Below are 26,118 nucleotides of genomic sequence, written 5' to 3'. Positions count from 1 at the left end.
CCCTCGGGTTTCCCGTTCCCCCAATTCTTGATAAAACGCCTGCTGGGCGACGAAACATCAGATTGCACCCACGACTCCAGCCGCGCGCGATATCGGCTCGGAACATTTGGTAGGGCGCGGCCATCGCTTTGGGTGCGCTGCGCAGAGAACAAAACGGAAGTGTTTATCAACGTGGGCCTATACCTCGGCCTACGGAAAACTTCTGTACTCACCCGCCTCGACAAGGAAACGGCCTCGACCTCCGATTGGTCGATCTCAACGGACACGAAAGCCGTATTCGCCCCGACCAGCCCCATCCAATTCACGAAGACGCTGATGAATCACGAAAAACTGCTGGTTCAACTGACGCCGTACCATGACAACCCGGCTACTTTCGAGTTCGATATCGGCGGGCTACCCAAGGCAATCGCACCGCTCAGACGCGCCTGCCACTGGTAACCCCGCCAAGCCCTCCCCCGCCGCCGACACGTTTGTCGTTTCCCTATCCTCGGACGGAAGGAATCTGCGGCAGGGGCACACCGCACCGGATAGCGGTGCGCCCCTAGATATCCGAACGGCCGGTCCGCGATGACGAATCGGCCGTGAGGAGCGCCACCTACTCCAGCAGATCGCCCGGGGTCGGCGGCAGGTGGGGCATGGTCTGATCGGGGAACGGACCGGTCAGCCCCCCCTCGAGGAAGGCGACGATGTCGTTCACCTGGCCGTCGTCCAGCTCCTTGTTCAGCTGAGTCTTGGCCATCACCCGCACCGCCTCCGGCAGGCTCTTCACCGAACCGTTGTGGAAGTAGGGCGCGGTATAGGGCAGGTTGCGCAGGGTCGGCACCCGCCACATGTGCTTGTCCGCCTCGTTGTTGGTGCTGGCGTAGCGGCCCAGGTCCTTGGTCAGACCGTACTTCGCCTCGTAGACGCTGCCCGGGAAGGTGGGGAACTTCATCAGGAAGGGCTGGCCCGCCTCGAGGGTGGGACCGTCGAAGTTGGCACCGGAGTGGCAGGAGGTGCAGCCGGCTGCGGCGAAGCCGTCCATCCCGCGCACCTGCTGGGCGGTGAGCGCCGTCTTGTCGCCGCGCACGTAGCGATCGTAGGGGCTGTCGGGGGTGATCTGGGTGCGCTCGTAGGCGGCGATCGCCTTGGCCATGTTGTCGGCGGTGATGTTCTCGCCGGGACCGAAGGCGGCGTCGAAGTAGGGCTGGTAGCCGCTAATCCGCTTCAGCCGCGAGACCGCCGAGTCGAGGTCGCTCATGCCCATCTCGATCGGGTTGGTCACCGGGCCCTTGGCCTGCTCCTCCAGGGAGGCGGCGCGGCCGTCCCAGAACTGGCTGGAGTGGAAGGCGGCGTTCCACACCGTCGGCGCGTTGCGCCCGCCGAGCTGACCGTGGACGCCCACCGAGGTCGGGCGGTGGTCGTCGCCCCCCTCCATCACGTTGTGGCAGGAGAAGCAGGAGACGGTACCGGTGGAGGAGACGCGGGGATCGAAGTAGAGCATCTTTCCCAGGGTTACCTTCTCGGCGGTGGTGGGGTTGTCGGCGGGGGCCGGCGCCTGCTGCGGCAGCGCCTGCCATTGGGTGGCGGCGGTGGCCACGCCGGCGGCGAGGGTGAGGCCGACGGCGAGCGCGATGGGGGTCATGGATAGCTTCACGATCCGTTCTCCTGATTGGTGAGTCCTTCTTCCGAAACCACGCGCCCGGCCGGGCGGAGCCGCGGCGAAGGCGCGCACAAAGGGATACCGGCGCACGCAGGTGGTGCGCGGTCGCGGGAGAGGCTAACGGGTTGAGACTGAATCTAAACTGAAAGGAAGATGAAAAAACGGTTACAGCCTCCTCACCGGTAGGGCTCTGCGTCCCGTTGCGGCGGGCGCGGAAACCAACACGGTCGCCCTCCCGGAACCGGGTATCCTCGAACGACACTGCCCAAGCCGTCGAAGACGGACGCCCAGCCACGCGGAGGCAGCCGGGCTTTCGACGGCCCACCATCCAAACCCACCTATTACAGAAAGCCGAAAGAGCATGAGCACCACCCTCGACGAATGAGGCGGAGTCGGATGATGGACATTCGACAGCGGGAAAACGAAGATGGGCCGAACCCCGGAACGGAATACAACCGCGGCCCGTAGAGAAGCGCGACGGGCCGGTATAAAAAGGAGCCCCCCGTGATCGACCCCATCACCGCCGGCGCCATCGCCCTGCTCGGCAGCAAGGCCCTCGACGTCCTCTCCTCCGCCGTGGAGGAGCACGCCAAGGACTTGGTGAAGAAGCTCTTCGAGCGGGGCGAGCAGATCCCCTTCGACCGCTCCGAGCAGGAGGCGCTGGAGGAGGCCTACCGCAACGCCCTCACCCATGCCGGGGGGCGGATGATCGACGCCCTCGGCGACTTCCTGCGGATGACCGCGCCCCGCGACCGCCTGCCCGCCTACGGCGACTCCGCCAAACGCCTCCTCGCCAACCCGCGACTCGCCGAACACCTGCTGGAGACCCTGCGCGAGCTGGGCGACGACTGCCTGCCGGATCCCGCGCTGCTGGAGCGTGAGTGGCAGGCCGTCGACGGCGAACCCCTCCCGCTCGCGGGCGCTTGGCCGGTGATCGCCGCCGCCTTCCGCAAGGGGGCCGAGGAGCACGCCTTCCTCACTCCGCAACTGCGCGAGGTACTCAACGCCCGCAACCTCCAGCAGCTGCACCGGCTGACCGAACAGCTGCGCGGGGTGGGCGTCACCGTCCGCCACGAGCAGTACGTGCGGGTGATGCGCAACACCTTCGCCCCGGTGCAGCTGGCCAACCTCGCCCCCGCCTACGCCGAGGACCCCGGCCTCCTGGTGGTCAGCGACATCTTCGAACCGCAGCACGTGCGCGAGAACCCGCCGCCGGTGGAGATCACCAAGGACGAACTCGAGAAGCTGGTCCGCGAGGGCCGGCTGGAGAAGGGCGAGGAGTCGGAGCTGATCGCCCTGCTGGAGGAGGGGGAGGAATCGGAGGCGCTCCAGCGGCTGCGCTTCCAGCACAGCCGCTACACCGAGCAGCCGGTGCGCCCGGTACTGGAGGTGCTCCGCCCCACCGGCCGCAGAGACGACCGCAACCGCCTCTGCGTACTCACCGGCGAACCGGGCTCGGGCAAATCGACCCTGCTGCGCTACCTGCTCCTCGGTATTCTGGAGCCGCCCCGCGACCCGCAAGAGCCCGACCGCCCGCTCCCCTGGACCGAGGGCTTCACCGCCGCGGGCCGCGAACACTTCCCCTTCCTCATCGAGCTGCGCGACTACCACTTCACCTGTGAGAGCGAGGCGGAGGTCAACTCGCTGATGGACTACGCCCGCTACCTGGGCGAGGCGCTGGGCTACGGCATCGACGACCGCTGGCTCGACCGCCGGCTGCGCGAGGGCCCCGCCCTGGTGCTGTTCGACGGCCTCGACGAGATCTTCGACCCGGCGCGCCGCGACCACGTGATGCGTCAGATCGTCGGCTTCGCCGAGAACTACCCGCAGGCGCGGATCGTCGTCACCTCCCGCCCCCACGGCTACCGCGAGGGTATCCTCCGCCCCGCCGGCTTCGCCCACTACCGGCTGCAGGACCTCGACCGCCAACAGAAGGAGCGCTTCACCCGCGCCTGGTTCGGCCGCATCTTCCCTACCGCGCCCCGCGACGCCGAACAGCGCGTCGAACGGGTCCTCGGCAGCGTCGACCGCTCCCCTTCGGTGCGCTGGCTCGCCGGCAACCCGCTACTGCTCACCATCATGTGCCTGATCGCCCGCGAGCGGGAGCTGCCCCGCGAACGGGTCCGTTTCTATGAGCAGTGCATCGACGTGCTCGCCTACCAGTGGGAGATCAACAACCACCTGGAAGACGAGGCGCTCGGCTTTCTCGACGTGGAGGACAAGAAGGCGCTGCTGCGCAGCATCGCCTTCGAGATGCAGGCCAGCGCCGCCGGGCTGCGCGGCAATTTCATCGCGGAACAGGAGTTATTGGCGCTCACCCGCTGCTGGTTCGAGGAGAACTACCCCGACTACCGCGGTTCCAAGGCCCAACGGGCCGCCCAACAGATGATCCAGGGATTGTGGCACCGCAACTACCTGCTTTGCCCCCGCGGTCCACGACTCTACGGTTTTCTCCACCGCACCTTCATGGAGTACCTCACCGCTACCGAGTACGTGCGGCGGTTTCAGCAGACCGAGGGGTTCGGTATCGACGAGCTGGAGACGCTGTTTCGGCAACACGGCAACGAGCCGGAATGGAGCGAGGTGCTGCGGCTGATCTGCGGCGAGGTGGGAGAGGCGTATGCGGAACGTCTGATTCTCACTTTGGCAAATCTAAAGGAACTGCCTAAAGACATTTCTTTTGGAGACAATTACCCCTTCCATTTGGTGATCGCAATCCGCTGCATGGGCGAATTGAGAGGGCTTGCAAGAATGGGATCATTGGGGTCGAAGATGCTGGAAACGTGCGTCGAATTTGTGAGTGGTGTTCAAAGCCCATTCATGCAAGACGCTTTCATGGAAAGAGAGTTCCTTCCATCGGTCATCGAAATCGGGGCACTGTGGCCAAATCGTGAACAGCTAATAACCCACAAGCTGGACTTCTCAAAATTCAACAGATTTGGACACCAATTCTATCCTGAATTTGACGCCGCACTCCTCAACGACAGGGAACGGACTACATCATTTGCAACTGGACAATATGACCACCATGTTGGGTCCACTTGGACAATCCGCTGGAGCGCGATGCGCGCGCTAGTCTATTGGTGGGCCGACGATGAAACCCGGCGACTACTGATCCAACGTTCTGTTGAGGACGAAGACGAGAGCACCCGATTTAGGGCTTTGGAACTGTTGGCCACTCGCGATGAATGGGCCACCGAGGAGACCCGCCAACTACTGACCAAATGTGCAATTAATGGTGATAGAGAGAACATTCGCGTGCAAGCATTAACTCTGTTGACCACTCGCGAAGATTGGGCCAATCACGAAGTGACACGCGCAGAAATTCGATCTCTTTTTGCTGACGTTGGGAATAAACGGGGGGGTTCACCGAGTACGCGAGGATGGGCCGCTTGTAGATGGTACAGTCTCGCCCACGATTCTGACTCACTCGCCTTCGCCAAACGACTGGTATTCTCGCAAAAAATAGATGGGCTTGCGCCATATCTCGATCCGTATAAGCGACTCCCAAAAAGGCATCTTGGCAAAGTGGCGCGCAAAGCTATGTTAGGCGAGAGGCAACTTGTCGAAATGATCGACCAGATGAACGAGGAACTGGGATGGGATATCCGGAAGGGCCGATCCGGTTCGCAATGAATGAACTCCGGGTACGCCCAGCGTGAACCCGCTTCTTCTACGCGCACTGATGGCCTACGCCACGACGGGACTCGTCATCAGCACCGCCGCCCACCTGCTCGCCCTCGCCGGCCAACCGCCGGGCGGCACCGCCCTCTTCGCCGCTCTGCATGTCGGCATCTTCCCGCTGTGGATTCCAGTCGTGCTGATCGCACAGCGGATGACCAAGGGCGTGCTCCGCCGGGAACACTGGAGGATCCTCACCGCCGACTGCCCCGCCTGGCTGAGATACCTGACCTTCGCCCTGCTCGTCTACGCCGTGATCAATTTCCTGCGGTTCATCACCTCGCCGCATGCGGGAGGCCACGGCGCGGATCTCCCCTCCCCCGCCGAGTGGCGCGGCTTTTCCGGCCATTGGATGATGTTCTATACGGCCGGGCTGATGGTCGTGGTCAGTGCCTACCGGCGGGGTTCGTCGAAGCGGCGGCGCCACTGTCTGCGCGGGCACGGGGCCATCGACGACGCGGAGGTGTGTCCCACCTGCGGGGCGCGGTTGGTGGAAGTTGGGATTCGGTAGGCGTGTCTGTCGGGCTTCGCTCCTGCTTTTGCACATGGATGTGCTTATTTGGCGAGAGGGCAGGTCGAGCACCGAGACGGCGCTGCCGGAAGGGGGATCGGGCAACGGCGCATAATGAGAGAATCAAGGAAATCCCAGATGTCCCATCCCATGCGTCCACGATACCAGCGCCACACCGAGATCCTTCGCCTGCGCAAGCGGCTGATGCTGCGAGACGTCCCGCGGCTGAAGATGTCGCTCATCGTGGGCCTCACCGGCGCGATGGGCTTTCTCGCCTCCTTCGTGATGCTCCGCTGCTGCGTGTTGTCGATGGCCGTCCGCTATCCCGCCGCCATCGCGGTCGCCTACGTCCTGTTCCTGATCCTGCTGTGGCTCTGGTTGAGGAGTTCCGCCGAGGACTACACGGGCTTCTCGGACGCGCCGACCGGGCCCCTCCCCTGCCGCGGCAGCTCGGCCCACTGCGCCGAGGCGCCGTCCGCGACATTCGACGACGGCGGCGCGGCCGCGGAGGCACCGGGCGCGATCGCCGCGGCGGGGGAGTTCGCCATTCCGCTCGCCGTCCTGATGATCGTGGGAGCGCTGCTCTTCTCGTCGCTGTGGATCGTCTATACGGCGCCGACGCTGTTCGCCGAACTGCTGGTCGACGGGGCACTCTCGGCGAGCCTGTATCGCCGGCTGCGCGGTCTCGAAACACGGCACTGGTTGACCACCGCAGTGATGCGCACCTTCTGGCCGTTTGCCGTGACGGCGCTGGTCTCCAGCCTCGGCGGGATGGTCCTGCAGCACTACGCCCCCGCGGCCCACTCGCTCGGGGAGGCGCTGCGCAGCCTTCACTGAGGTAGGTTGGGTTGAGACTCCGGGCGGTTGGGTCAACCTGGGTACGGTGCCCTCCCCAGGCGTCCGTCGGGCTTCGCTTCCGCTCAACCCGACCTACGACGAGCCTTCGTTCGACACGGCGGGCGCGGCGCGCCGGGAACGGGGCATCATGCGCAACGCGGCGTCGGTCCCTTGCGAACGGTTCTCGTATTCGGGTGGGGTGGCAATACATGACGCCCGCTGCCTTCGTTCGCGTCGCCGCGGTAGCGGCGACCTACGGTTGCACGGTGGAGGTGAGAGTGCGATGAATCTTCTTTTCGTATGCAGTGAAAACCGGCTGCGCAGCCCCACGGCGGAGGCGGTGTTTTCGGCCTATGCGGGGGTCGATGCGATCGGCGCGGGCACCAATGCCGACGCGGAGACGCCGCTGTCGGGGGATCTGATCGAGTGGGCCGATGTGGTCTTCGTCATGGAGCGGGAGCACCGCACCAAGGTCAGCAGGAAGTACGCGCCGCTGCTGAAGTCGAAGCGGCTGGTCTGTCTGGATATTGCGGATCGCTACGACTACATGCAGCCGGAGCTGGTGAGGCTGTTGAAGGCGAGGGTGTCGCGGCATGTGCGTCTATAACGAGGGCACGACGGCCCTCCCCCGCGGAATTTTCTCCATCCTTGCGGTCCCCGCCATGGTTCGACGGGGTGTAGGGCGGATTAGCGATCGCGTAATCCGCCGGATCGGAGCGGATTCCGGCGAAGGCGCCCTCGCTCCCGGCGGATTACGCTATCGCTAATCCGCCCTACGGATCGGGGCGATAGTGCGGTGAAGAGGGGTGGCGGCGATCCCTCGCCAGCGGTACGCCACGCTCGACGAGGTCGTCGAGGCGTGGCGCCCGCGGCCCCCATCGGCGTCGCCGCGGCAGGGGCGAGCTACTGCTGGACGGCGAAGTCGGTCAGCTCGAACACCACGCCCACATCGGCTCGATACTGGAGGCTGGCCCGCAACGGCAGTGTGGCGAGCGGCGTGACGTAGTGCACCAGCGGTAGCTCCAGGGCCATCTGCGAGCTCAAGGTGGCGGTGGCGCAATCCACCCGGGGCGCATTGATGGTGCTGTAACCCACCACCCGGAAGCCCGGCGCGCCGTCGTCCAACGGCTCGTAGCGGAAACTGGCGGCCAACCACAGGCTATCCGCGCCACTGCGGTATTCGATCGCCGGGACCTCCAGTTGCAGTTCGGTGGAGAGGGTCGCCACGCAGGGGGCCGCCACCTCGCCGCCGCTGTCGGGAACCTGGGTACCATCGTCGGGGACCTGGGTGCCGCCGTCGACCACCGTCCCGTCACCGCCGATGTCGAGCCACAGGGTGCTCGAGGACTCGCCGCTGCCGTTGGCCGCCCACAGGGTGAGCGGGAAGCGCCCCGCGACCCGCGGCGTCCCGCTGATCGACACCCCGTCGAAGCTCAACCCCTCGGGCAGGCCGGTGGCGTCCAGCCAGGTGGCCGTGCCCACCACCGTCGGCGTCAGGCTGAAGGGGCTCCCCTCCGTGGCCGCGGCCTGCGTCGCCCCGCCGAAGGTGGGTATGGTGCCGAGCCCGCCGTCGGGCGCCGCCACCCGGTAGCTGCCGCTCCACGCCCCGTAGCGGCTGCTGGTCACGCCGTTGGCGGTGGAGGCGGTGTAGGCGTCCTGGCCGGGGAGCACCACCACCTTCACGGTGGCGGTCTGGCCGGAAGCGAGCACCCCGGCATGCACCGCCGCGGTGGAGAGATCGGAGTCGTCGGTATAGACCTCGCTCCCCCAGATCCCGCCGCTGCCGGTCCCCTCCAGGTTGAAATAGTAGGCGCCGCCGTCGAGGCCGCGATAGGCGGTCAGGCTGCCGGGATCGCCGTAGGGGTTGTCGGGACCGCCCGGGTGGCCCTGCGGCGCCACCGTGCCGGAGAGATCCCCCACCGCGTAGCTGCCGTCCCAGTAGCCGTAGTTGGCGCTGGCCACCCCGTTGACCTCGCTCCCGAGGTAGCGGTCGGCGGCCGGGCCGATCACCACTCGGACCACCCCGCTCTCGCCATTGGCGAGCACGCCGGCGTGGACCGCGGCGGCGGCCAGCGACGAGTCGTCGGTGTAGCGGTTGGTCCCCCACACCGTGCCGGCGTCGGCCTGTCCGCTCACCTGGAACCGGTAGACGCCGCCCGGCATGCCGCGGAAACGGACCAGCGTGCCGGGATCGGCCAACGTCGGGTTGTCGCCGCCGTCGTCGGCCTCGACACGGAAGCTGCCGCTCCACGTCCCGTAGCTCGCCGAGGTGACCCCGTTGGCCGAGCTTCCGGCGTAGCTCGCCTGCCCCGCCAGCACGGTCACCTTCACCACCCCGGTCTCGTCCACCGCGAGCACCCCGGCGTGCACCGCCGCCGCCGCCACCGAGGAGTCGTCGGTATAGATCCCGCTGCCCCACACCCCGCCGTCGCTGGAACCGGTCAGCTGGAAGTAGTAGCTGACGCCGTCCTGACCGCGATATTCGGTGAGGTTGGCCAGCGCGGCGGGAAGGGGGCTGACGCTGCGCGCGGCGGCGGGGCCCGCAGCCGCGAGCGCCAGCAGCGCCAGACACCAGGCCGCCAACGGCGGCAAGGCCATCGGCCGACGCCGACGGGACGGGAAAAGCGAACGCATGAGCTCAACCATGACGGATACCTCCAACCGGGATCGGGAGCGAAGACATTACCACAGTGTGGAAAACCACCTCCCGGCCCGTCCGCCCGCCGGTCGGGATCAGCCGACGATCACGCCGACCCGCTTGGCGTTGGTGCAGCGCTCCAGCAGGTCCGCCGGGGTGACGAAGTAGGCCTCCTCCAGTTTGAGGAAACCGAGGGCATCGGCCGAGCCGCCCCGCTCGACGGCCTTGGCGAGGCCGCCGAAGTCGGCCGGCACGCCGCTGACCAGCGCATGGTAGGCCTCGGCGAACTGGTAGACCGCGCCCACCAGTTCATCCTCCAGCGCCTCGCCGGCCGCCCGCACCCCCGCTTCCCCGCGCCCGGCCTCCTCCCCGCGCAACGCCTCGACCAGCGCCTCGGCCAGCTCGTCCCACGAGCGGACGGGCGCCTCGCCGAGCTCGCTCACCGCCGGGCCGGCGAGGTAGGCGCGACGCTCCGCCGAGTCGACCGCGCGGGTCCGCGCGATCACCTGGTCGAGCAGACTCCACGCCCCCTCCTCGCCGAGCAGCGAGACGCCGACCAGGTTGCCGTTGTCGATCTTCAGCCGATAGCCGGCGCCGGCATCCTGGTAGCACTGGTAGACGAACTGCGAGCAGACCATCGGCAGCTTGCCGGGGTGGAGCCCCTGATTGATGTAGGTGATGATCTCGGCGGCGAGCTTCTTGAAGATCTCGATCATCACCCGGCGCAGCGCGCCGCCGGGGGTGAACTTCTTGTAGATCAGGAGCAATCCCAACAGCACCAGGTTGCCCCAGGCGTAGGGGGTCTCGTCATTGAGGTAGCCCCGGGCGGCGTCGAGCACCGGGGCGAGTTCCCGTTCGGGCCCGTCGTAGCGGTTGACGTAGATGGTGCGCCCACGGAACGCCGGCGCCGCCTCGGCGACCCGCACCGTCGGCGGCACCTGGTCGATGATCTCGCGGTACTGCCGGTAGGACATCCCGGCATGGCTTACCTTCGACTCGGTGAGGTACATGATCGCCTCGGAGATCCAGTCGCCCTCCACGCCCGAGAAGAGCAGGATGTCGGCGGGTCGCAGGTCCGAAATTTCGATGGTGTGGTCACTCATGGCGGTTCACTCCTTGTGCTGAAGACGGAACGGGAAAGGGCTCCCGCAGGGAGGATCGCAGAACGCGGCGACGCGGCCAATAGGACCAACGTCCCATACCGCCCCTACTCCCGGACCACCATAATCGCGGCAACCCATCGGGAATTCCAACCAGGAGGAGTTGAGATGAGCATCCTGCACAGCGTCCCACTCGGCCAGACCGCGAGCCTGCTTCACGGCTACCGCCCCGGCTGGAATCCCGCCGCCGGTGAGTTGAAGCTGCTGGTGCCCGCGCGGCAGCGGGCCCTCGCTGCGCAGCCCCTGCCGGAGCTGAGCGCCCGCGGCGACTGGGGCTATCCCGAGGTGTCGCTGCACGACACCCCGGAGAGCCTGCTCTCGGCGCTCTTCGACTACACCGTGGAGGCCCCTGGCGAGGACGCCCCGCAGCTCCCCGCCGGTGCGCTGACGCTGTTCTCGGGCGACGGCCCCCGCTCCCGCGAGACCCTGCAGGCGCGCCTCGGCGTCCCGCTCAACGACCAGCGCCGCTACGCCCTGGTCAAGCTGACCCGCGAGGATGGCGAGGCGCGCTACGACACCGCCAAGGCGGAGGTCGACGAGGCCTTCACCCGCGAACTGGAGCAGCTCGGCAGCGCCCTGGAGCAGGAGCCCGCGCTGACCGCGGAGCGCGCCGCGCACTACCTGCGGCTGTTCGAGGAGTGGGGCACCCACTACGTCTCGGCGGTGCGCCTCGGCGACCGGATCGTGCAGGTGTTCGCCTATGCGCCCGAGCCGTTCGAGCGGGTCCGCGCCGCCCACGCCGGGCGGCCGCTGCCGCTGCGCGACCTCGACGCGCTCGACTTCGTCTATTTCACCTCCCCCGCCGGCCAGGCGGTCGACGGCTTCGTCGCCGAATACGGCAACCTGCTCTGCCTGAGCCACTCCAGGACCTTCGTCGAGCAGCTCGCCGGCGGCGAGTGGCGCGAGGAGGAGCGGGCCCACGGCGACTCGATCTTCGCGCCCTTCCTCTACGACCGGCTCCACCGGCTCGACCGGCTCAACCGCGAGTACCGCGACCAGGCCCCGATCGGCGTCCGCCTGGCGCCGATGAACAGCGCCGGCGACCGCCGCGGGCGCCGCTGGGAGCGGGTCTTCAAGAGCGCCATGGCAGCGGTCTTCGGCGGCCGCGTGACGCTGCGCTTTCCGCCCTCCCGCGATACGCGGGCCTTCCGCCCGCTGCTGGGCGACGACCACGGCGGCCTGCTCTCGACCCTGCCCACCCCCACCATCAACCTCTATCGCGGCCACCTCGACCTCGCCGAGCTGCGCCTCGCCCACCGCGAGACGGTGGAGGAGTTCACCGCCTACGGCTACGTGATCGCGGCCGACTCGGCCACCCCGGTGGCGCTCCCCGGCAGCCGGCGGGTACGGCTGGTCGGGCACATCCTCGACCTGCGCACGCCGGGCAACGCCGGCGGCGAGCCGACCGTGCTGGAGCTGGCCGGGATCGGCCCCGACGCGCTGGAGATCCACTGCGGGCGCTTCCTCGGCGTGGCGCGGCTGCAGCGCGCCGACGGCGAGGCGTGGGAGGTGATCTGCGATGGCCTGCGCTACCGACGGGGCAGCGACGGCATGCCGCGGGTAACGGGCAACGTGTTCGCCCCGCCGTCGGCCGAGGCACTCGACGAGGTCTGCACCAGCATCGAGTTCTCCATGGCCTTCGCCGAGGCGGTGCTCGGCTTCCAGCGCAGCCCGTCCGCCGACGAGGCGGTCCCGCCCCTCCAGCAGGTGGTGCGCGACTACCTCCGCTGGCTGCCCCGCGGCGGCATCACCGAGGCCCCGCTGGAGCGCTGCCGGCGGCGCGTGGAGCTGACCCGGCTGCGCCTGCGCGCCAGCGACCTCGGCGGCTACCGGACCGACGCCGACCACGGCGCGTTCGTGCCGCTGCTCCACTCCAGCCGCTACGAACGTCCGGTACAGGACCTGCTCGCGCTGACCGAACGGGTCGCCGAGGAGATCCGCGACTGCACCCGCCAGATCGACCGCCGCTGCCGCGAGGAGCGCGATCAGGCCCGCGCCGAGACGCTCAACCGCAACATCATCGACAGCGGCAGACTCCTCGCCCGGCTGATCCAGGCGACGGCGAAGCACCGCGGCGATCTGGCCGCACACTACGATGCCGTGCTCCACGCCCAGGAGGGGGAGGCGACGCGGCAGAAGACGCAGATCGGTTTTCTCGAGGAGCGCCTCCACGCCCAGCAGCAGGCGGTCGACGCCGCCGCCATGCGCTATCGGGAGGCACTCCAGGTCGAACTGGAGGAGCAGGCGTTCCAGGCCTCGATCGGGGTGGTCTTCGACGTGGCGGCGAACCTTTTCACCCTGGCCAAGGCGGTGGTGGTCCCCGGCGCCCAGGCCGGCGCCTTCGTCGCGGCGGTCAACCTGGCCCAGTCGGCCCGGGACATCCAGAACATCCAGGACGTCTTCAAGTCCACCACCCGCCTCTACGACGCCGCCGCCCGCCAGGCGGGCGACGAGATGGGGCGGATGCTGGAGACCCAGCGCTCGCTCGACCGCCTCGGCGGCGGCTCCTTCGGCGACACCGGCAAGCTGCTGTGGAACGAGACGGTGATCAACTTCCGCGCGGTGATGGCCCAGTCCAAGTCCACCGACGCCGTGGTCGCCGCCGCCGCCGCCGAGCTGGCCACCGCCTTCGAGCTGCTGGTGCTGCGCGGCAAGGCGGTGGTCGGCGCCAAGGCGAAGCTGCACCAGCTGCTGCGTGAGATCCACACCGCCGAGGGGATGAAGGGGGTCAACGAGGCGCACGCCAAGCGGCTCCAACGGCTGATCGAGCGCCTCGACGGCCCCGCCGCGATCCGCCCGCTGGAGGAGAAGGGGGAGATCGACCTGGTCGGTCTCACCGGCCTGCTCGACTTCCAGCGGCGGCAGATGCTGGCGATGCTCGCCAAGACCTTCCTGCTGCAGGATCAGGCGCTGCAGTACGAGACCCTGCAACCGCCCACCCTGATCCGCAACTACGCCATCCTCGGCTTCCTCGACGCCCGCCGCGCCCAGGGTCAGGCGCGCATCGCCGCCGAGTCGGCCCTCGCCGCCCGCCCGGCCAACGAACTGGAAACCGTGGTGGTGAAACGACGGGTGAGCAGCGACGCGCTGCTCCACGGCGCCTGCCACGCCCTGCGCATCCCCTCCGACGACCCGCAGTTCGCCCCCTACGTGACCCTGCGCGTGGTCGACCTGGTGGTGCGGGTGGCGGGGATCGAGCGCACCGACGGCGGCCACTACAACGTGCGAGCCACCTTCCAGAGCGCCCCGTTCTACGACCGCGACCTGACGCGCCGGCGGATGACCTTCCACACCCCGTCGCGCACCATGAGCTTCATCCACCCGCTCGACGACGCCGGGAGCGCGGCCAGCGGCCCGACGCCGCCGGCCAGCAGCGACGAGCGGCCGAGCGAGATCACCCCCTTCGGCGAGTGGCTGATCGAGCTGCCCGAGGTCCCCACCAACCGGGGTCTCCGGCTACCGCCGCTGGTGGAGGTCGCGCTGGAGCTGACGGTGAGCAACCGCATCGTCGAGGAGGAGGAGGGACACGGCAACCCCGCGCAGTCGCCACAAGCCGCTCCCGCCGTGGGCGCGACGCCGCCCCCGGCAGCGGCGCCGGCCGCCGCCGCGCCGCCACCCGCCCCCGCCCCGGTGGCGGCCGACACGTCCTCGCCAGCGGTCACCACCGCCCGTCCGGCGGAGCGGGAGCACGTCGACCTGCTGGTCAAGAAGATGTTCGACCACAAGTCCAAGACCGTCACCCGCGACTGGGACATCGTCATCAGCATGAGCCTGGACGAGGCGCGCAAGACGCTGAACCGGCAGTACGAGAAACTGAAGCGCGACGCCGGCTACCGCCACGAGATCGCCAACGAGGCGCGCTACCCGCTCGGCGACGGCCAGCAGGCGGTGGTCCGTCTCGAATTCACCTACGGCTACCCGCGGCTCGACTTCAGCCCGGACGCCCCCGACCACCTGCTGCTGCAGATGGAGATCGGCAAGGGCACCCTGACCCGCCGGATCGTCGACGCACACGACGCGACGGTGGGCGAACCGGTGACCACCACCCTCGCCCAACGGACCCTGAGCGCCTTCCTCGATCTGAAACAGGTGAAGGGCACGGTGACCGCCGGCGGCGCCTCCGGCGAGGTGCTGGACGTGGTCCTCGACCTCGGCCGCGGCGCCTTCGTCATCGACGGGATCGCGGTCGACGGCGAGACGGGACACCAGGTGAGCCGGGCGATCCAGCAGCACTTCGCCGCCCACCGGGTGAGCTACCTCCTCCACCGCATCGACCTGAAAAAAGTCGCGGTCGACACCGTCCTCCGCCCCACCGCCTTCCGCTTCCGCGCGACCCGCACCCCGCGGGGGGTGGAGCTGCTCCAGCTGTTCGTCATGACCGGCCACCGCCCGCTCCCGGTGGAGACCGCCATCGACCTCGACGAGCCGCTGCCGGACGGCGCGGACTGCTCGGTGATCATCGCCCGCGAGCGCTTCTTCATGGAGGTGGCCAACGAGGCGTTGCGGGGGAGCGGATGGCAGCTCTCGCGCTACAACGCACAGAGCACCGGCTACGACCTCAGCGGAGAGATCACCGTCGACGCCCCGAAGTGGAGCCGCGACGAGGACGGCGGCCTGGTCTTCGCCCACGTCGACCGCTACCACTACAGCGTGAACGGCGGCGCGCTGCGCCACCACTTCCGCTCGATCCACGTCGAGTACTGGGAGAAGCGGCCCGGCCTGCTGGTCCTCTCCAGGGGCGATCAACTGCGCGTGGACGTCGAGGTCTTCCACCAGCGCTTCAGCAAGTTCTGGGACGCCTGGGAGGAGAAGGGGCGCTACAAGTTCGGCTACGAGGGTTTCCTGCGCTTCTTCATCGGGGTCAAGGTCACCATCGAAAGCCGGCCGAACGCCCCCGGTCAGTGGCTGAAGATCACCGCCATCCATCCCGAGGACCCGTCGATCGCCCCGCTCAACCTGCGGCGGCCGTGGATCGAGGACCGCGGGATCATCGGCGACCGCTGGAACATCCCGGGACACTGCGGGCAGCACATGCTGGAGGCGGCGCAGAACGACACGCCACGCCGGATCGAGGAGAAGCTTCTCCAGCCCCTCAAGGCGTTGCCGCTGTTCGCCGTGCGCAACCTGATCTTCCCCGACGAAGGGGCGATCGAGATGCAGGCGGAGGCCCACGTCCCCGGCGACCTGCTGATCCTCGGCAATTTCCGCGGCTGAGCGCCCGCGGGGAGACGCCGCGGTGGTCGCCACCAACCCACCGCGGCGCCTTTGCCCAGCGCCGCCGCCGCCCCTATCATCGCCCCGATGGATGCCTCCACTCCCCGCGAGACACGGATCCTCGCCGACACCGTCGACCACCTCTACCGGCGCCACGGCTCGGTCAGCCTGCTGCTGCTGCTCTCCGTGGCGGTCTTCGCGTTGGAGGCGGCCCACTACTTCCCGTCCGCCGCGGTGCTCGCCTGGAGCGGCGGCATGCTGCTCACCCTGTGGGCCCGCGAACGGCTGCTGGCGCGCTACCTGCGCCGCCCGCCGCCCGCCGCGGAGGCGCCGCGCTGGGGGCGGCGCTTCACCCTCGCGGCACTGGCCATCGGCCTCGCCTGGGGGGTCGCCGGCACCCTCTTCTGCGCCCCCCAGCACCCCACCTACACCGCCTTCCTGGTGGTCTTCATCACCGGCCACGCGCTGAGCGGCATCCCGGTGCTCGCCTGGCGGGTCGAGACCTACTACGCCTACACCCTGCCGACCATCGCCCCGGTGCTGCTGCAACTGCTGTTCAGCGAGCGCTTCGATTGGCAGCTGATCGGCGCCCTCGGCCTGCCGATGACCGCGCTCGCCCTCTACCTCGCCCACCGCATCCACGCCTCGTTCGCCGAGAACATCGCCCTGCGCTACGAAAACCTCGAGCTGCTGGAGCACCTGAAGGTGGAGAAGGAACGCGCCGAGCGGGCCTACCGCGCCAACAGCCGCTTCCTCGCCGCCGCCTCCCACGACCTGCGCCAACCGCTGCACGCGCTGACCCTCTACCTCGACCCGCTGGCCGACGAGCTGGCCGCCGGCCCCGACAACGGCACCCACCACGCGGCGTTGGCGGAGAAGGCGCGCGCCTCCGCCCAGGGGCTCACCGAGCTGCTCAACACCATCCTCGACCTCTCCCGTCTCGATGCCGGGACGGTCCATCCGCAGAACACGGCGGTGGCGCTCGCCCCCCTGTTCGAACAGCTGCACAGCGAGCTGGCCAGCCAGTTCGCCGCCAAGGGGCTGCGCCTGCGGCTGCGGCCGATCGACGGCTGGGTGGAGAGCGACCCGGTGCTCGCCTGCCGGGTGCTGCGCAACCTGCTGGTCAACGCGCTGCGCTTCACCGAGCGCGGCGGCGTGCTGCTCGCCGCCCGGCGGCGTGGCGACCGGATCGACCTGGAGGTGTGGGACAGCGGCATCGGCATCCCGTCGGCGGCGCGGGAGTCGATCTTCGACGAGTACGTGCAGCTCAATAACCCCGAACGGGACCGCGACAAGGGCCTCGGGCTGGGGCTGGCGATCGTGCGCCGGCTGACGCGGGTACTCGGGGTGGAGCTGAGCGTCGCCTCGCGGGTCGGCCGCGGCTCACGCTTCCGCCTGCGCTTCCCCGCCGCCCGACGCCCCGCGGCGCCAGCGGCGGAGGGCGGGACGGCGGACGGCGCGACTCCGACGGCGGGCGGGGTAGCCGGGCTGCGGGTATTGGTGATCGACGACAGCCGCGAATCCCTCGACGCCATCGCCACCCTGCTGGAGCGGTGGGGCTGCCGGGTGCTCGCCGCCGCCGACCTGGAGCAGGCCGAGCGGCAATTGGAGGGGGCCGCCGCACCCGAGGCGATCGTCGCCGACTACCGCCTGGCGCGGGGGCGCGACGGCATCGAGGTGGTGGAGGCGCTGCGCGCGCGCTACCGGCGCGCGATCCCCGCGCTGATCGTCACCGGCGACACCAGCGGCGCGGAGTGGGAACGGATCCACGCCAGCGGCATCCCCGCCCTGCACAAGCCGCTGCCGCCGGCCCGCCTGCGCGCCTTCCTCGGGCGGGTGAGAACGGGCCGCCAGCCACCGGGTAGGTCGGGTTGAGCGGCAGCGAAGCCCGACGGACGCTCGGAACACACGCCCCCGCGACCGCCGAACCGCTCGTCAGACCGACAGGCGCAACTCCAGGGTGCGCGCCACCGCCTCCGCCCGGTTGCGCACCCCCAGCGCGCCGAACACCGCGCTGAGGTGGGCCTTCACCGTCTTCTCCGCCATCCCCAGCCGGGCGGCGATCCGCTTGTTGGGCAGCCCCTCCAGCAGCAGTGCCAACACCTCCCGCTGGCGCGGCGTCAGCCGCTCCCCCACCTCCGGCGGGAGCGCCGCGGCGTCCGCCCCCTCCCCCTCCGACGCCGCGTCGTAGGGAGACCACACCTCACCGGCAAGGATGCGCGACAACGCCCGGCCCATCGCCTTGCGCGAGAGCTGCTTGGGCAGAAAACCGGAGGCGCCGGCGGCCAGCGCGCGATCCACCACCGCCCGCTCGTCGAACGCCGAGATCACCACCATCGGCAGCGACGGGTCGCGCTCGGCGAGCCGCTCCATCAGCGCCAGCCCGGAGCCGTCGGCGAGGCGCAGGTCGACCAGGACCAGGTCGACCCCGCCGGCGCCGACCACCGCCTCGGCGGCCCGGCCACCATCGGCGCCAACCACCTCGGCACCGGGGATCAGGTCGACGATCAAGGTGGCCAGGCCGTCGCGGAACAGCTCGTGATCATCCACTACCACTATTTTCATGCTCTGCTTCCTTGTGCGCGCGCCGGTCGCGGGAGTCGCCATCATACGTCGGCGGGCCATGGACCGCGCCACCCGCTTCGGCGATCATGCGCGGCTACCGTCCATGACGACCCGGAGATCACCAGCGTGAGCGACCCCCTTTTCGAACCCCGCCCGATCCACGACCACTTCCTGGCGATCGCCCGCCTCCCCCACGCCTCCGGTGGCGAGGACCCGGTCCGCCGCTACGTGGTGGACGAGGCGCGCCGGCTGGGCGTCGAGGAGATCCACTACGAGGCGGCGGCGAGCGCGCCGGGACGACGCAACATCGTGCTGCGCCGCCGCGGCCGCGGCCCCTTCGCCGAGGCGCCGTGGGTTACCCTGCAGGCCCACCTCGACATGGTGACCATCCCGCGTGACGACATCTTTCCGCTGCAGCTCCACCGCCTCGACCGGCCCGGCGCGTGGGTCGGTGCCCGCCACGCCGGGCAGCCCACCTCGCTGGGTGCCGACAACGGGATCGGCGTCGCCACCGCGCTGGCCGCACTGGCCGACCCGGCACTCGCCGACTACCCGCTCGAATGTCTGTTCACCGTGCAGGAGGAGACCAACCTGGCCGGTGCCCGGGAGCTCCCCGCCGACCTGCTGCACGGCCGGCGCTTCATCAACCTCGACTCCGAGGTGCTGGAGGAGATCACCTACGGCAGCGCCGGCGGCGCCCCCGCCGAGTACCGGCTGCCACTACGCCGCGCCGCCGTCGGTGCGGGGTGGGTACGGCGGGATATCGCCATCGAGCAGCTGCGCGGCGGCCACTCGGGGATCGACATCAACAAGGGACGGGCCAATGCGGTCAAGCTCCTGGCCCGGGCCCTGGCGCGCCTCGACCGGCGGCTGACGGCCACCGAGGGGGGCAGCTACGACCTGCGGCTGGTGGCCATCGGCCAGCCGCCGGAGCACAACAAGGACAACGCCATCCCGGTGGCCGCCCACGCCACGGTCTACGTGCGCGAGGCGCAGGCCGAGGCCTTCGCCGACGACCTGCTCAGGCTGCTCGCCGCACTCAGGGAGACCCTGCAACCGGTGGAGGCGGCGATGACCTTCCAGGTCGAAGGGAACCTCGAAGCCCCTCCCTACCCGCCGCTCACCGAGGAGGACGGCGATGCCGTGCTCGGCCTGCTGGGGGCGATCCCCCACGGCGTCCTGCGGATGATCCCGGCGCTGCCCGACACGGTGGAGACCTCCACCAATCTGGCGGTCACCCGCACCGCGGAGGCGCAACTCACCGTGCGCTGCTCCAACCGCTCCTCCAACCGGGAGAACCTCGACGGACTGCTCGCCGAGCACGAGCTGATCGCCCGCCGTTTCGGCGCCGAGGCATTGATCGATCGCACCGCCGCCTATCCCGCCTGGCAGCCGGTGGAGGGGTCACCACTGCTCGCCGTGGCCCGCGCGGTCTACCGGCGGCACTACGGCGAGCGCCACGCCGCGCGGGTGATCCACGCCGGGCTGGAGTGCGGCTACGTGGTGGAGAAGTACGGCGCGGAGATGGAGTGCATCTCCATCGGACCGACCATCGTCGAGCCCCACACCATCCGGGAGCGCCTCGACGCCGCCAGCGTCGCCCCCTTCTACGCGGCGCTGTGCGAGATCCTGCGCGGGCTCTTCGTCAATCCCGAGGCGTGACGGTGAATACGGGGTTTGACGGATAAAATTGCGGTTTTCACCCAGGGCCCGCGATGGCCCATGGGCCGGCGACCCGTCCGATGAAATCATCGCCGTCCGCTCCACGCTGGAGCGGACGACCGCGGGTCAGAACTCCACCGCCAGTTGGACGGTCACCGTATCCGCATCCTCGCCGCTGCCGGCCGCGCCGGTGACCGCGTCGCCGTCGCCGGGGTCGTAGTCCTCGTCGTGGGCCCACTCGAAGGAGAGCGTGGTGTCCTCGCGCATCGCCACCGACAACCCCAGCGAGGTGCGCCGCTTCGGCAGGCCGAGGGCGATCGCCTCGTCGGTCTCCTGATAGCCCACCGCGAAGGTGCTCTCCCGGCCGGCCAGGGCGAAGGTGTAACCGGCCTCCAGGTTCCACGCGCTGGGCTCGGCGCCGCCGCCGTTGAACTGCATCTCGGTGCGGTCGAACGCGTCCGCGGCGGTGACATACTCGCCGATGAAGCTGAACGGACCGCTGGCCAGCGTGGCGTGGACGCCATAGCCCGCCACGTTGTCGCGGATCGTCCCGCCGAGGCCCACATTATCGTCCAGGTAGTCGCTGACCGTGTCGGAGTCGGCCAGATTGGAGGTGTAGCTGAAGCCGAGATCACCGCTCAACTGCTCCCCCTCCCAGGCATAACCGAGGTTGAGGCCGAGGTCGTTGATCCGGTCCTCGCCGTCGTCCTGGTCGCCGTTGAACAGCCAGGCGCTACCGTAGGCCCCGTTGCGCGCGAAGCCGAGCTGGGCCACCGTCTCGTAGGTCTCGCCCAGCTCCAGGGTGAACGGGTCGGAGACCATGTGGCTGTCGAAGTGGCCGAAGGGGACCGCCATGTGGCCCGCGGTGAAGTAGATCGGGCTCACCTGCGGATTGCCGAAGGTGATGGTGGCGGCGTCCACCCCCAGCGGGGTGTCGTCCTCTTCGTAGAGCAGGGTGAGGTTGGCGCGGGTCCAGTCGTTGACCGTGGCATCGATGGTCAGCTCCACGGTGGCCACCGCGATGTCGCTGGCGTCACTACCGCCGAAGCCGTCGTTGTCGGTGTGGCTCGCCTCCACCTCCACCGTGCCGCCCATCTCCACCCCCTGCCACCAGGGGCCCGGGCCGGCGGAGGAGGAAGTCCCCTCCAATTCGGCGATGCGCTGCTCGCGCGCCAGGATCTCCCGCTCCTGGGACGCCACCCGCTCCTCCAGATACTCCATCCGCTGCTCCATCCGCTGCAGACGATCGCTCACCGCGCCGCCCGCCGGGGCCCCATCCGCCAGCGCGACTCCCTGCCCGCCCAAGGCCGCCACCACGGCGACCGCCACGCTCTTCTTGATCATGCTCAATTACCCTCTGTCGATTGGGAAATGGAAAAGAGGGCTGGCTGGCGGCGGCTGGCTTACCCGATGGTCTGCTGCTGTCTACTTGGTCAGAATCAGTTTCCCCTGGCGAGTCATCAGCAGGCGGTACTCCTCGCCCCGGTGTTCGATCACCACCCGTGAGGCCCCGGCGAACAGCTGTTCGCTGCTCACCCGCCGGGGCCCGGGAAACACCGCCTCCCGTTCCGGTCGATTGCGCTTTTCCTGCATCACTCCGCCCACTGCGTCTGGAAACCGACAGCTATGATAACGATTCTCATTTGCGAGTCAATGGGGTTGTAAAAAATAATCAAATTGACAATCATTATCATTACGGGCTAGGCTTGATCCCATACGAATTCCCCGGCCGCGCCGGGGCCCAGCACACACGTTGCGAGGTGTTCCATGTACGTCTGTCTGTGCAAAGGGGTGACCGACCGGCGGATTCGCGAGGCGGTTCGCGGCGGCGCCCGATCGATGCATCAACTGAAGGACCAACTGGGGGTCTGTTCACAATGCGGGCGCTGCGCGTGCAGCGCCAAGCGGGTGCTGAAGGAGGCGAAGGCCGAAATGCGGAACGCGGACGACGCCGCGCTGGCGGCATAAGGCGATGGACGACGCCACCCGCTCCGCACCACTGCCCCGCCCCCTCGACGAGATCAGCGGCGATGCCGCCCAGGAGGTCCACTCGGTCTACGGCAACCGCGCGATGCTGCGGCGCATCCTGCGGCTCGGCCTGCTGGAGGGGTGCCGGCTGTCGGTGACCGCCCGCCACCCCAGCGACCTCTGCTGCCGCACCGCCGGAGGCACCCGGCTGCGTCTGCCGCGTGCCGTCGCCCACTGCATCTGGGTGGTGCCCGGGCCGCCCGACCCGGCCACCTGATCCGTCACCCGATCCCGCGGCGGACGATGGCAAACCGAAAAGCACTCCGTCGTCCGCCTAGTCCGTCAATCTGAAAAATCGGGATGTCGTCCTCGTAGTATGGGCAAAGGAGCGGTAGCGACGTGCCCATCGAACGAAGGCAGTGAATTTTGCTGCGGCAGCGCCGTTTTTATGGGCACGTTACGCTTTGCCCATCCTACGGTTATTGGCGGATTTCATCCCAAGTGATCAGGTTGACAGAGCACCAACCAAAACCAACCAAAACCAACCAGAACCGGAGGCCCGCTATGCAAGGGGACAGCAAGACCATCGAGTACCTCAACCGGGTACTGACCAACGAACTCACCGCCATCAACCAGTACTTCCTCCATGCACGCATGTACCAGAACTGGGGCCTGGAGCGGCTCAACAAGAAGACCTACCACGAGTCGATCGAGGAGATGAAGCACGCCGACCGGCTGATCGAGCGCATCCTCTTCCTCGAAGGGCTGCCCAACCTCCAGGACCTCGGCAAGCTGCTGATCGGTGAGACGCCGAAGGAGATGCTGGAGCTGGACCTGCGGCTGGAGATGGAGGCGGTGCCGCTACTGCGCGAGGCGATCGCCTACTGCGAATCGATCAAGGAGTTCGTCAGCCGCGAGCTGTTCGAGTCGATCCTCGAGAACGAGGAGGAGCACATCGACTGGCTGGAGACCCAGCTGGGACTGATCGACAAGGTGGGCATCGAGAACTATCTGCAGAGCGCGATGGAAGGGGAGGAGTGATCATGCAGGGCAATATCCAGGTCATCGACCGCCTCAACGACCTCCTGCGCGGCGAACTGACCGCCATCGACCAGTACTTCGCCCACTCGCGGATGTACCAGGACTGGGGGCTCAACGCGCTGTACCAGCGGATCGACCATGAGATGGCGGACGAGAAGGGCCACGCCGACGCGCTGATCCAGCGCATCCTGTTCCTCGAAGGGACCCCCGACCTCGCCCGACGCGACCCGCTGCACATCGGCGCCGACGTCCCCGCGATGCTGCACAACGACCTCGCCCTGGAGATCGCCGTGGTGGCCCACCTGAAGGAGGTGATCGCCTACTGCGAATCGGTGGCCGATTACGTCACCCGCGATCTGCTGGTGCAGATGCTGGAGGACACCGAGGAGGACCACGCCTACTGGTTGGAGAAGCAGCTCGGGCTGATCGACAAGGTTGGATTGGCCAACTATCTCCAGTCACAGATGGGCTGACCTCCCACCCCCTCGACAGGTCGTGCCGCCCCATCGGCACAGTGCCTTCGTTCGGCACGGCGGCCACAGGCCGCCCTATAGGGCGCGCCGCGCGCGCCGTGGCGAACGAAGGCGCCATCCCCCCGATACTTCCCTCTAACCCGTCAACGAAGCGCCCTCGCTCGACTAACAAGGTGCTTTCCTTCGACTACCTTTCCAAAAAGAAACTTGATAAATTCAGAACAACGCACAAACAATCAAAAATCTCAAAAAAAGCATCCAAAGACTAAAAAATCATATAGTTCCAATAACTCAGAGAATCAGCCATGAAAAAAACACTAATTGCATTAGCCATCACACTCTTAATTCAAACCACGGCTTCCGCGCGAACATTATCATTTGATCAGTTTATAGCGGACGATTCCACACTGACATGCTGGTTCAAAAAATCAGATTCAGGACACGTCGAGTTTGAAATGCGCTTTGGGCACGGTGTATCCATAGTTGCCACGTCATTCATATCCAGCAGAACATACACCATCTGGGAAGATACGGTACCACTCGCAAAAAAGGTCGCTGAATACATTCGGGAACACGACCACATCAACCCCATTGAGATGTTGACGGGAATAGGGCTCCCGAACGTCAGAGAACGCCATAACTAATATTCGTTTTCGCCAGGAACTCGTCCACTGCCCGGTTCGGCGATAGCAAACGGCCGAGACGATTCCGCGCCGTGCGAACGATAACCGCCGTCAATTAGTCCGGGGAACCGGCACCACGCCCCCGCCCTCCCCCGCGCCTCCACCATCCAGCGTCGCCAGCCCGTCCAACGCCCGGGCAAAGGAGGAGATGCCGGAGCCGTCGAGCATCAGGCAGGGCTTGCCGGTCCGCTTGCAGAACCCCTTCACCCGGTAGTAGGCGTCGTGACTGACGCAGTCGGCGGGGCAGATCACCACGTCGGCGCTGGCCAGCAGCCCCTGGAGACGGCCGGCGCTCTCCTCCAAGCCGCCGTCGTGGTGGAGAAACCGGCCGTTCTGCCCCTCCACCAGGGCGCGGTAGTGGGGGGTCAGCCGCGCGCGTCCACCGACGCAGAGGACCCGGCGGCCGGCCAACCCTCCCCGACAGACCGCCTCTGCCGGACAGCCGTCGGGGCAGTCCGACGTGTCGTCGAACAGCCGGTCGAGCTGGCGCTCCAGGGCGGCCATCCCGGCACCCCGCTCCATGAGCTCGTGTTCCAGCTCTCCCGTGCGGTCGCGCAGGCGCATCAGCTCCTCCTCCCGACAACCCAACGCCACTTCCAGGCGGGCGGCGCGGTCCGCCTCGGCGGCGCGGCGTCGCTCCGCCTCCTGCCGGGCGCGCTCCAGCTCGATCCATTCGCGGCCACCGAGCAGCGCATCGACCCGCCGCTCGGCCACCAGGGTCCGCTCGCGCAGGGCGTTCAACTCCACCCGGGAGCGGGAGGCCCCGCGCAGCCCCTGCTCCGCCTCTGCGACACGCCGGCGCAGCGCCTCGACCTGCAGACGCGCCTCCTCCAGGCCCTGTTCGGCGCGAGCGAGACGACGCAGGTCCGCGCGATTGGCGGCACCCACCTGATGGGAGAGCATGTGGATCTCGCCATAGACCCGCCACAGCAGCGCCTCACCGGCGGCACCATGGCTCATCACCGCCCATAGCGGGCCGGCAAACGTCCCCTGCTCCCACGCCTCCGCCCACAGCGCCTCCAGGGCCGCCTCGTCGCGGGCGCGGGCGAAGCGGCGCAGGGAGGCGGCGTATTTGCGCTCCAGCAGTTTGTGCAGACGGTGGGAGATCGCGCCGCGCGCGCGGGCGCCACGGACGAACAGGCCGTGGAGCTCGTAGTCGGTGAGGGCGGGGGCATCGCGCACCCCCACCCTCGGCGCCAGCTTGCGCAGTTCGCTGGCGCCCAGGCAGGTACCGATGAGGGTGCAGTGGAAGGCCGGCGGCAGCTCCCACAGTTTGCGCCGCCGGCCGTTGGCGGGGGCCGGCAGGGATGCCGTCGCCACCGCCCCCTCCTCCCCCTTGTCGCCGAGCAGCGTCGCCGCCAGGGTCAGGGTGCGCTCCGCATCGGGCGGGCCGTTGGCGAAGCCAAGATTCGCCAGCTCCGCGCCGCCCACCTCGCCGAGCAGCCGGCCGCCGGGGTGATCGTAGAGCCGCAGGCCCGCCTGCGGCCCCTCCGGCTGGAACTCAACCAGCCACTGCATGACGCTTCTTCCCGTTGCGGCAAGGGCAATTGGCGCAACCGTTGCTGCAACCGCCCGTACGTTCGGTCGGCTCGGCAGATTCGGAAGGTTGGGCCGGACGAGGAACGGTGAACGAGATCGGCTTCTCTTTCGGGGTATCACAGGCCATGACAGGACTCCTGGTTGGGGTGGTTGAGAAAGGGCGCTTACCGCATGGCGTAGATGATAATGATTCTCATTTATTATGACAATAGAAAAATGGTGGAGAGGGTTTGCAGGGTCGTTCCCACCGCGAAAGGCGTGCATCACATCCGCCGCGGTGACCATCTCCACCAGCCGCGCCTGCGCGGGTCGAGCAGCCCCTCCTCGCGGGCCAAGTAGAGCGGTTCGTAGCCGAGCCAGGTATTCGCCCCCACCCGCAACGGCTCGCCCGAATCGGCTTGGCACCCGGCCGACAGCAGCGCCGAGGCGCCGCCGACGAATGAATGCCCGCCGAACGGTGGCACCGGAGGAGAATCATTCAACCAAGTGGTTCATGTTAGACTC

20 protein-coding genes are annotated in these 26,118 nt (G+C 68.2%); 12 read left to right on the top strand and 8 right to left on the bottom strand.

The genetic code is table 11. The annotated features are described in order from the left end of the window. Nucleotides 1-438 (top strand): type VI secretion system-associated protein TagO (locus ACYQ2W_RS10430; protein WP_459866083.1); only part of this gene is annotated, 438 nt, incomplete at its 5' end. A 157-nt stretch (nt 439-595) separates the two neighbouring features. Here ACYQ2W_RS10430 and ACYQ2W_RS10425 read toward each other — a convergent pair. Next, a complete protein-coding gene (locus ACYQ2W_RS10425; RefSeq protein ID WP_459866080.1) occupies nt 596-1,636 on the bottom strand; it encodes a cytochrome-c peroxidase in 1,041 nt (346 codons plus the stop codon). A gap of 510 nt (nt 1,637-2,146) precedes the next feature. On the opposite strand from ACYQ2W_RS10425, the gene ACYQ2W_RS10420 reads away from it, so the two are divergent. The 4 genes from ACYQ2W_RS10420 to ACYQ2W_RS10405 all read left to right on the top strand — a co-directional run bounded on the left by ACYQ2W_RS10420 (nt 2,147) and on the right by ACYQ2W_RS10405 (nt 7,278). Further along, a complete protein-coding gene (locus ACYQ2W_RS10420) occupies nt 2,147-5,278 on the top strand; it encodes an NACHT domain-containing protein (RefSeq protein ID WP_459866077.1) in 3,132 nt (1,043 codons plus the stop codon). A 22-nt stretch (nt 5,279-5,300) separates the two neighbouring features. After that, entirely contained in the window at nt 5,301-5,834 is a 534-nt protein-coding gene (locus tag ACYQ2W_RS10415) for a hypothetical protein (RefSeq protein WP_459866074.1), read from the top strand. Nucleotides 5,835-5,984: 150 nt separating this feature from the next. After that, the gene (locus ACYQ2W_RS10410) at nt 5,985-6,671 is read left to right on the top strand and encodes a hypothetical protein (protein WP_459866071.1); all 687 of its coding nucleotides are present in this window, start codon (nt 5,985-5,987) and stop codon (nt 6,669-6,671) included. A 283-nt stretch (nt 6,672-6,954) separates the two neighbouring features. After that, nucleotides 6,955-7,278 carry a low molecular weight protein tyrosine phosphatase family protein gene (locus ACYQ2W_RS10405; protein ID WP_459866068.1) on the top strand — a complete coding sequence of 108 codons (324 nt, stop codon included), beginning with the start codon at nt 6,955-6,957 and terminating at the stop codon, nt 7,276-7,278. A gap of 296 nt (nt 7,279-7,574) precedes the next feature. Here ACYQ2W_RS10405 and ACYQ2W_RS10400 read toward each other — a convergent pair whose 3' ends face one another. Continuing rightward, nucleotides 7,575-9,317 carry an LCCL domain-containing protein gene (locus ACYQ2W_RS10400; RefSeq protein ID WP_459866065.1) on the bottom strand — a complete coding sequence of 581 codons (1,743 nt, stop codon included), beginning with the start codon at nt 9,315-9,317 and terminating at the stop codon, nt 7,575-7,577. An 87-nt stretch (nt 9,318-9,404) separates the two neighbouring features. Continuing rightward, a complete protein-coding gene (locus ACYQ2W_RS10395; RefSeq protein ID WP_459866062.1) occupies nt 9,405-10,412 on the bottom strand; it encodes a hypothetical protein in 1,008 nt (335 codons plus the stop codon). A gap of 165 nt (nt 10,413-10,577) precedes the next feature. On the opposite strand from ACYQ2W_RS10395, the gene ACYQ2W_RS10390 reads away from it, so the two are divergent. Next, nucleotides 10,578-15,683, top strand: a complete 5,106-nt coding sequence (locus tag ACYQ2W_RS10390; RefSeq protein ID WP_459866059.1) for an MAC/perforin domain-containing protein — start codon at nt 10,578-10,580, stop codon at nt 15,681-15,683. 51 nt (nt 15,684-15,734) lie between these two features. After that, nucleotides 15,735-17,558, top strand: coding sequence for an ATP-binding response regulator (locus ACYQ2W_RS10385; RefSeq protein ID WP_459866056.1), 1,824 nt, complete (start codon nt 15,735-15,737; stop codon nt 17,556-17,558). A gap of 60 nt (nt 17,559-17,618) precedes the next feature. Here the strand turns inward: ACYQ2W_RS10385 and ACYQ2W_RS10380 are convergent, their stop codons facing one another. After that, nucleotides 17,619-18,248 carry a response regulator transcription factor gene (locus ACYQ2W_RS10380; RefSeq protein WP_459866053.1) on the bottom strand — a complete coding sequence of 210 codons (630 nt, stop codon included), beginning with the start codon at nt 18,246-18,248 and terminating at the stop codon, nt 17,619-17,621. A gap of 126 nt (nt 18,249-18,374) precedes the next feature. Between ACYQ2W_RS10380 and ACYQ2W_RS10375 the strand changes: the two genes are divergently transcribed. Next, nucleotides 18,375-19,910 (top strand): M20/M25/M40 family metallo-hydrolase, encoded by a 1,536-nt coding sequence (locus ACYQ2W_RS10375; RefSeq protein WP_459866050.1) that lies wholly within the window; start codon nt 18,375-18,377, stop codon nt 19,908-19,910. A gap of 126 nt (nt 19,911-20,036) precedes the next feature. Here the strand turns inward: ACYQ2W_RS10375 and ACYQ2W_RS10370 are convergent, their stop codons facing one another. Further along, entirely contained in the window at nt 20,037-21,254 is a 1,218-nt protein-coding gene (locus ACYQ2W_RS10370; RefSeq protein ID WP_459866047.1) for an LbtU family siderophore porin, read from the bottom strand. 81 nt (nt 21,255-21,335) lie between these two features. After that, the gene (gene hemP / locus ACYQ2W_RS10365) at nt 21,336-21,503 is read right to left on the bottom strand and encodes a hemin uptake protein HemP (protein WP_459866043.1); all 168 of its coding nucleotides are present in this window, start codon (nt 21,501-21,503) and stop codon (nt 21,336-21,338) included. A 174-nt stretch (nt 21,504-21,677) separates the two neighbouring features. Here hemP and ACYQ2W_RS10360 point away from each other — a divergent pair, with 174 nt between their 5' ends. The 4 genes from ACYQ2W_RS10360 to bfr (ACYQ2W_RS10345) all read left to right on the top strand — a co-directional run bounded on the left by ACYQ2W_RS10360 (nt 21,678) and on the right by bfr (ACYQ2W_RS10345) (nt 23,392). After that, nucleotides 21,678-21,878 carry a (2Fe-2S)-binding protein gene (locus tag ACYQ2W_RS10360; protein ID WP_459866040.1) on the top strand — a complete coding sequence of 67 codons (201 nt, stop codon included), beginning with the start codon at nt 21,678-21,680 and terminating at the stop codon, nt 21,876-21,878. A 4-nt stretch (nt 21,879-21,882) separates the two neighbouring features. Further along, on the top strand, nt 21,883-22,155 hold the full coding sequence (locus ACYQ2W_RS10355) for a FeoA domain-containing protein (RefSeq protein ID WP_459866037.1): 273 nt from the start codon (nt 21,883-21,885) through the stop codon (nt 22,153-22,155). Nucleotides 22,156-22,442: 287 nt separating this feature from the next. Next, nucleotides 22,443-22,919, top strand: coding sequence for a bacterioferritin (bfr, locus tag ACYQ2W_RS10350; protein ID WP_459866034.1), 477 nt, complete (start codon nt 22,443-22,445; stop codon nt 22,917-22,919). 2 nt (nt 22,920-22,921) lie between these two features. Beyond that, the gene (bfr, locus tag ACYQ2W_RS10345; protein WP_459866031.1) at nt 22,922-23,392 is read left to right on the top strand and encodes a bacterioferritin; all 471 of its coding nucleotides are present in this window, start codon (nt 22,922-22,924) and stop codon (nt 23,390-23,392) included. A gap of 734 nt (nt 23,393-24,126) precedes the next feature. Here bfr (ACYQ2W_RS10345) and ACYQ2W_RS10340 read toward each other — a convergent pair. Continuing rightward, on the bottom strand, nt 24,127-25,593 hold the full coding sequence (locus ACYQ2W_RS10340) for a DUF2325 domain-containing protein (RefSeq protein WP_459866028.1): 1,467 nt from the start codon (nt 25,591-25,593) through the stop codon (nt 24,127-24,129). Between the two features lie 284 nt (nt 25,594-25,877). Beyond that, nucleotides 25,878-26,096 carry a hypothetical protein gene (locus ACYQ2W_RS10335; RefSeq protein WP_459866025.1) on the bottom strand — a complete coding sequence of 73 codons (219 nt, stop codon included), beginning with the start codon at nt 26,094-26,096 and terminating at the stop codon, nt 25,878-25,880. Nucleotides 26,097-26,118 lie beyond the last annotated feature (22 nt).

Source organism: Endothiovibrio diazotrophicus, from assembly GCF_054657215.1.
The sequence above is the reverse complement of the archived record's forward strand: the minus strand, read 5'-3'. Positions and strand labels throughout refer to the sequence as shown.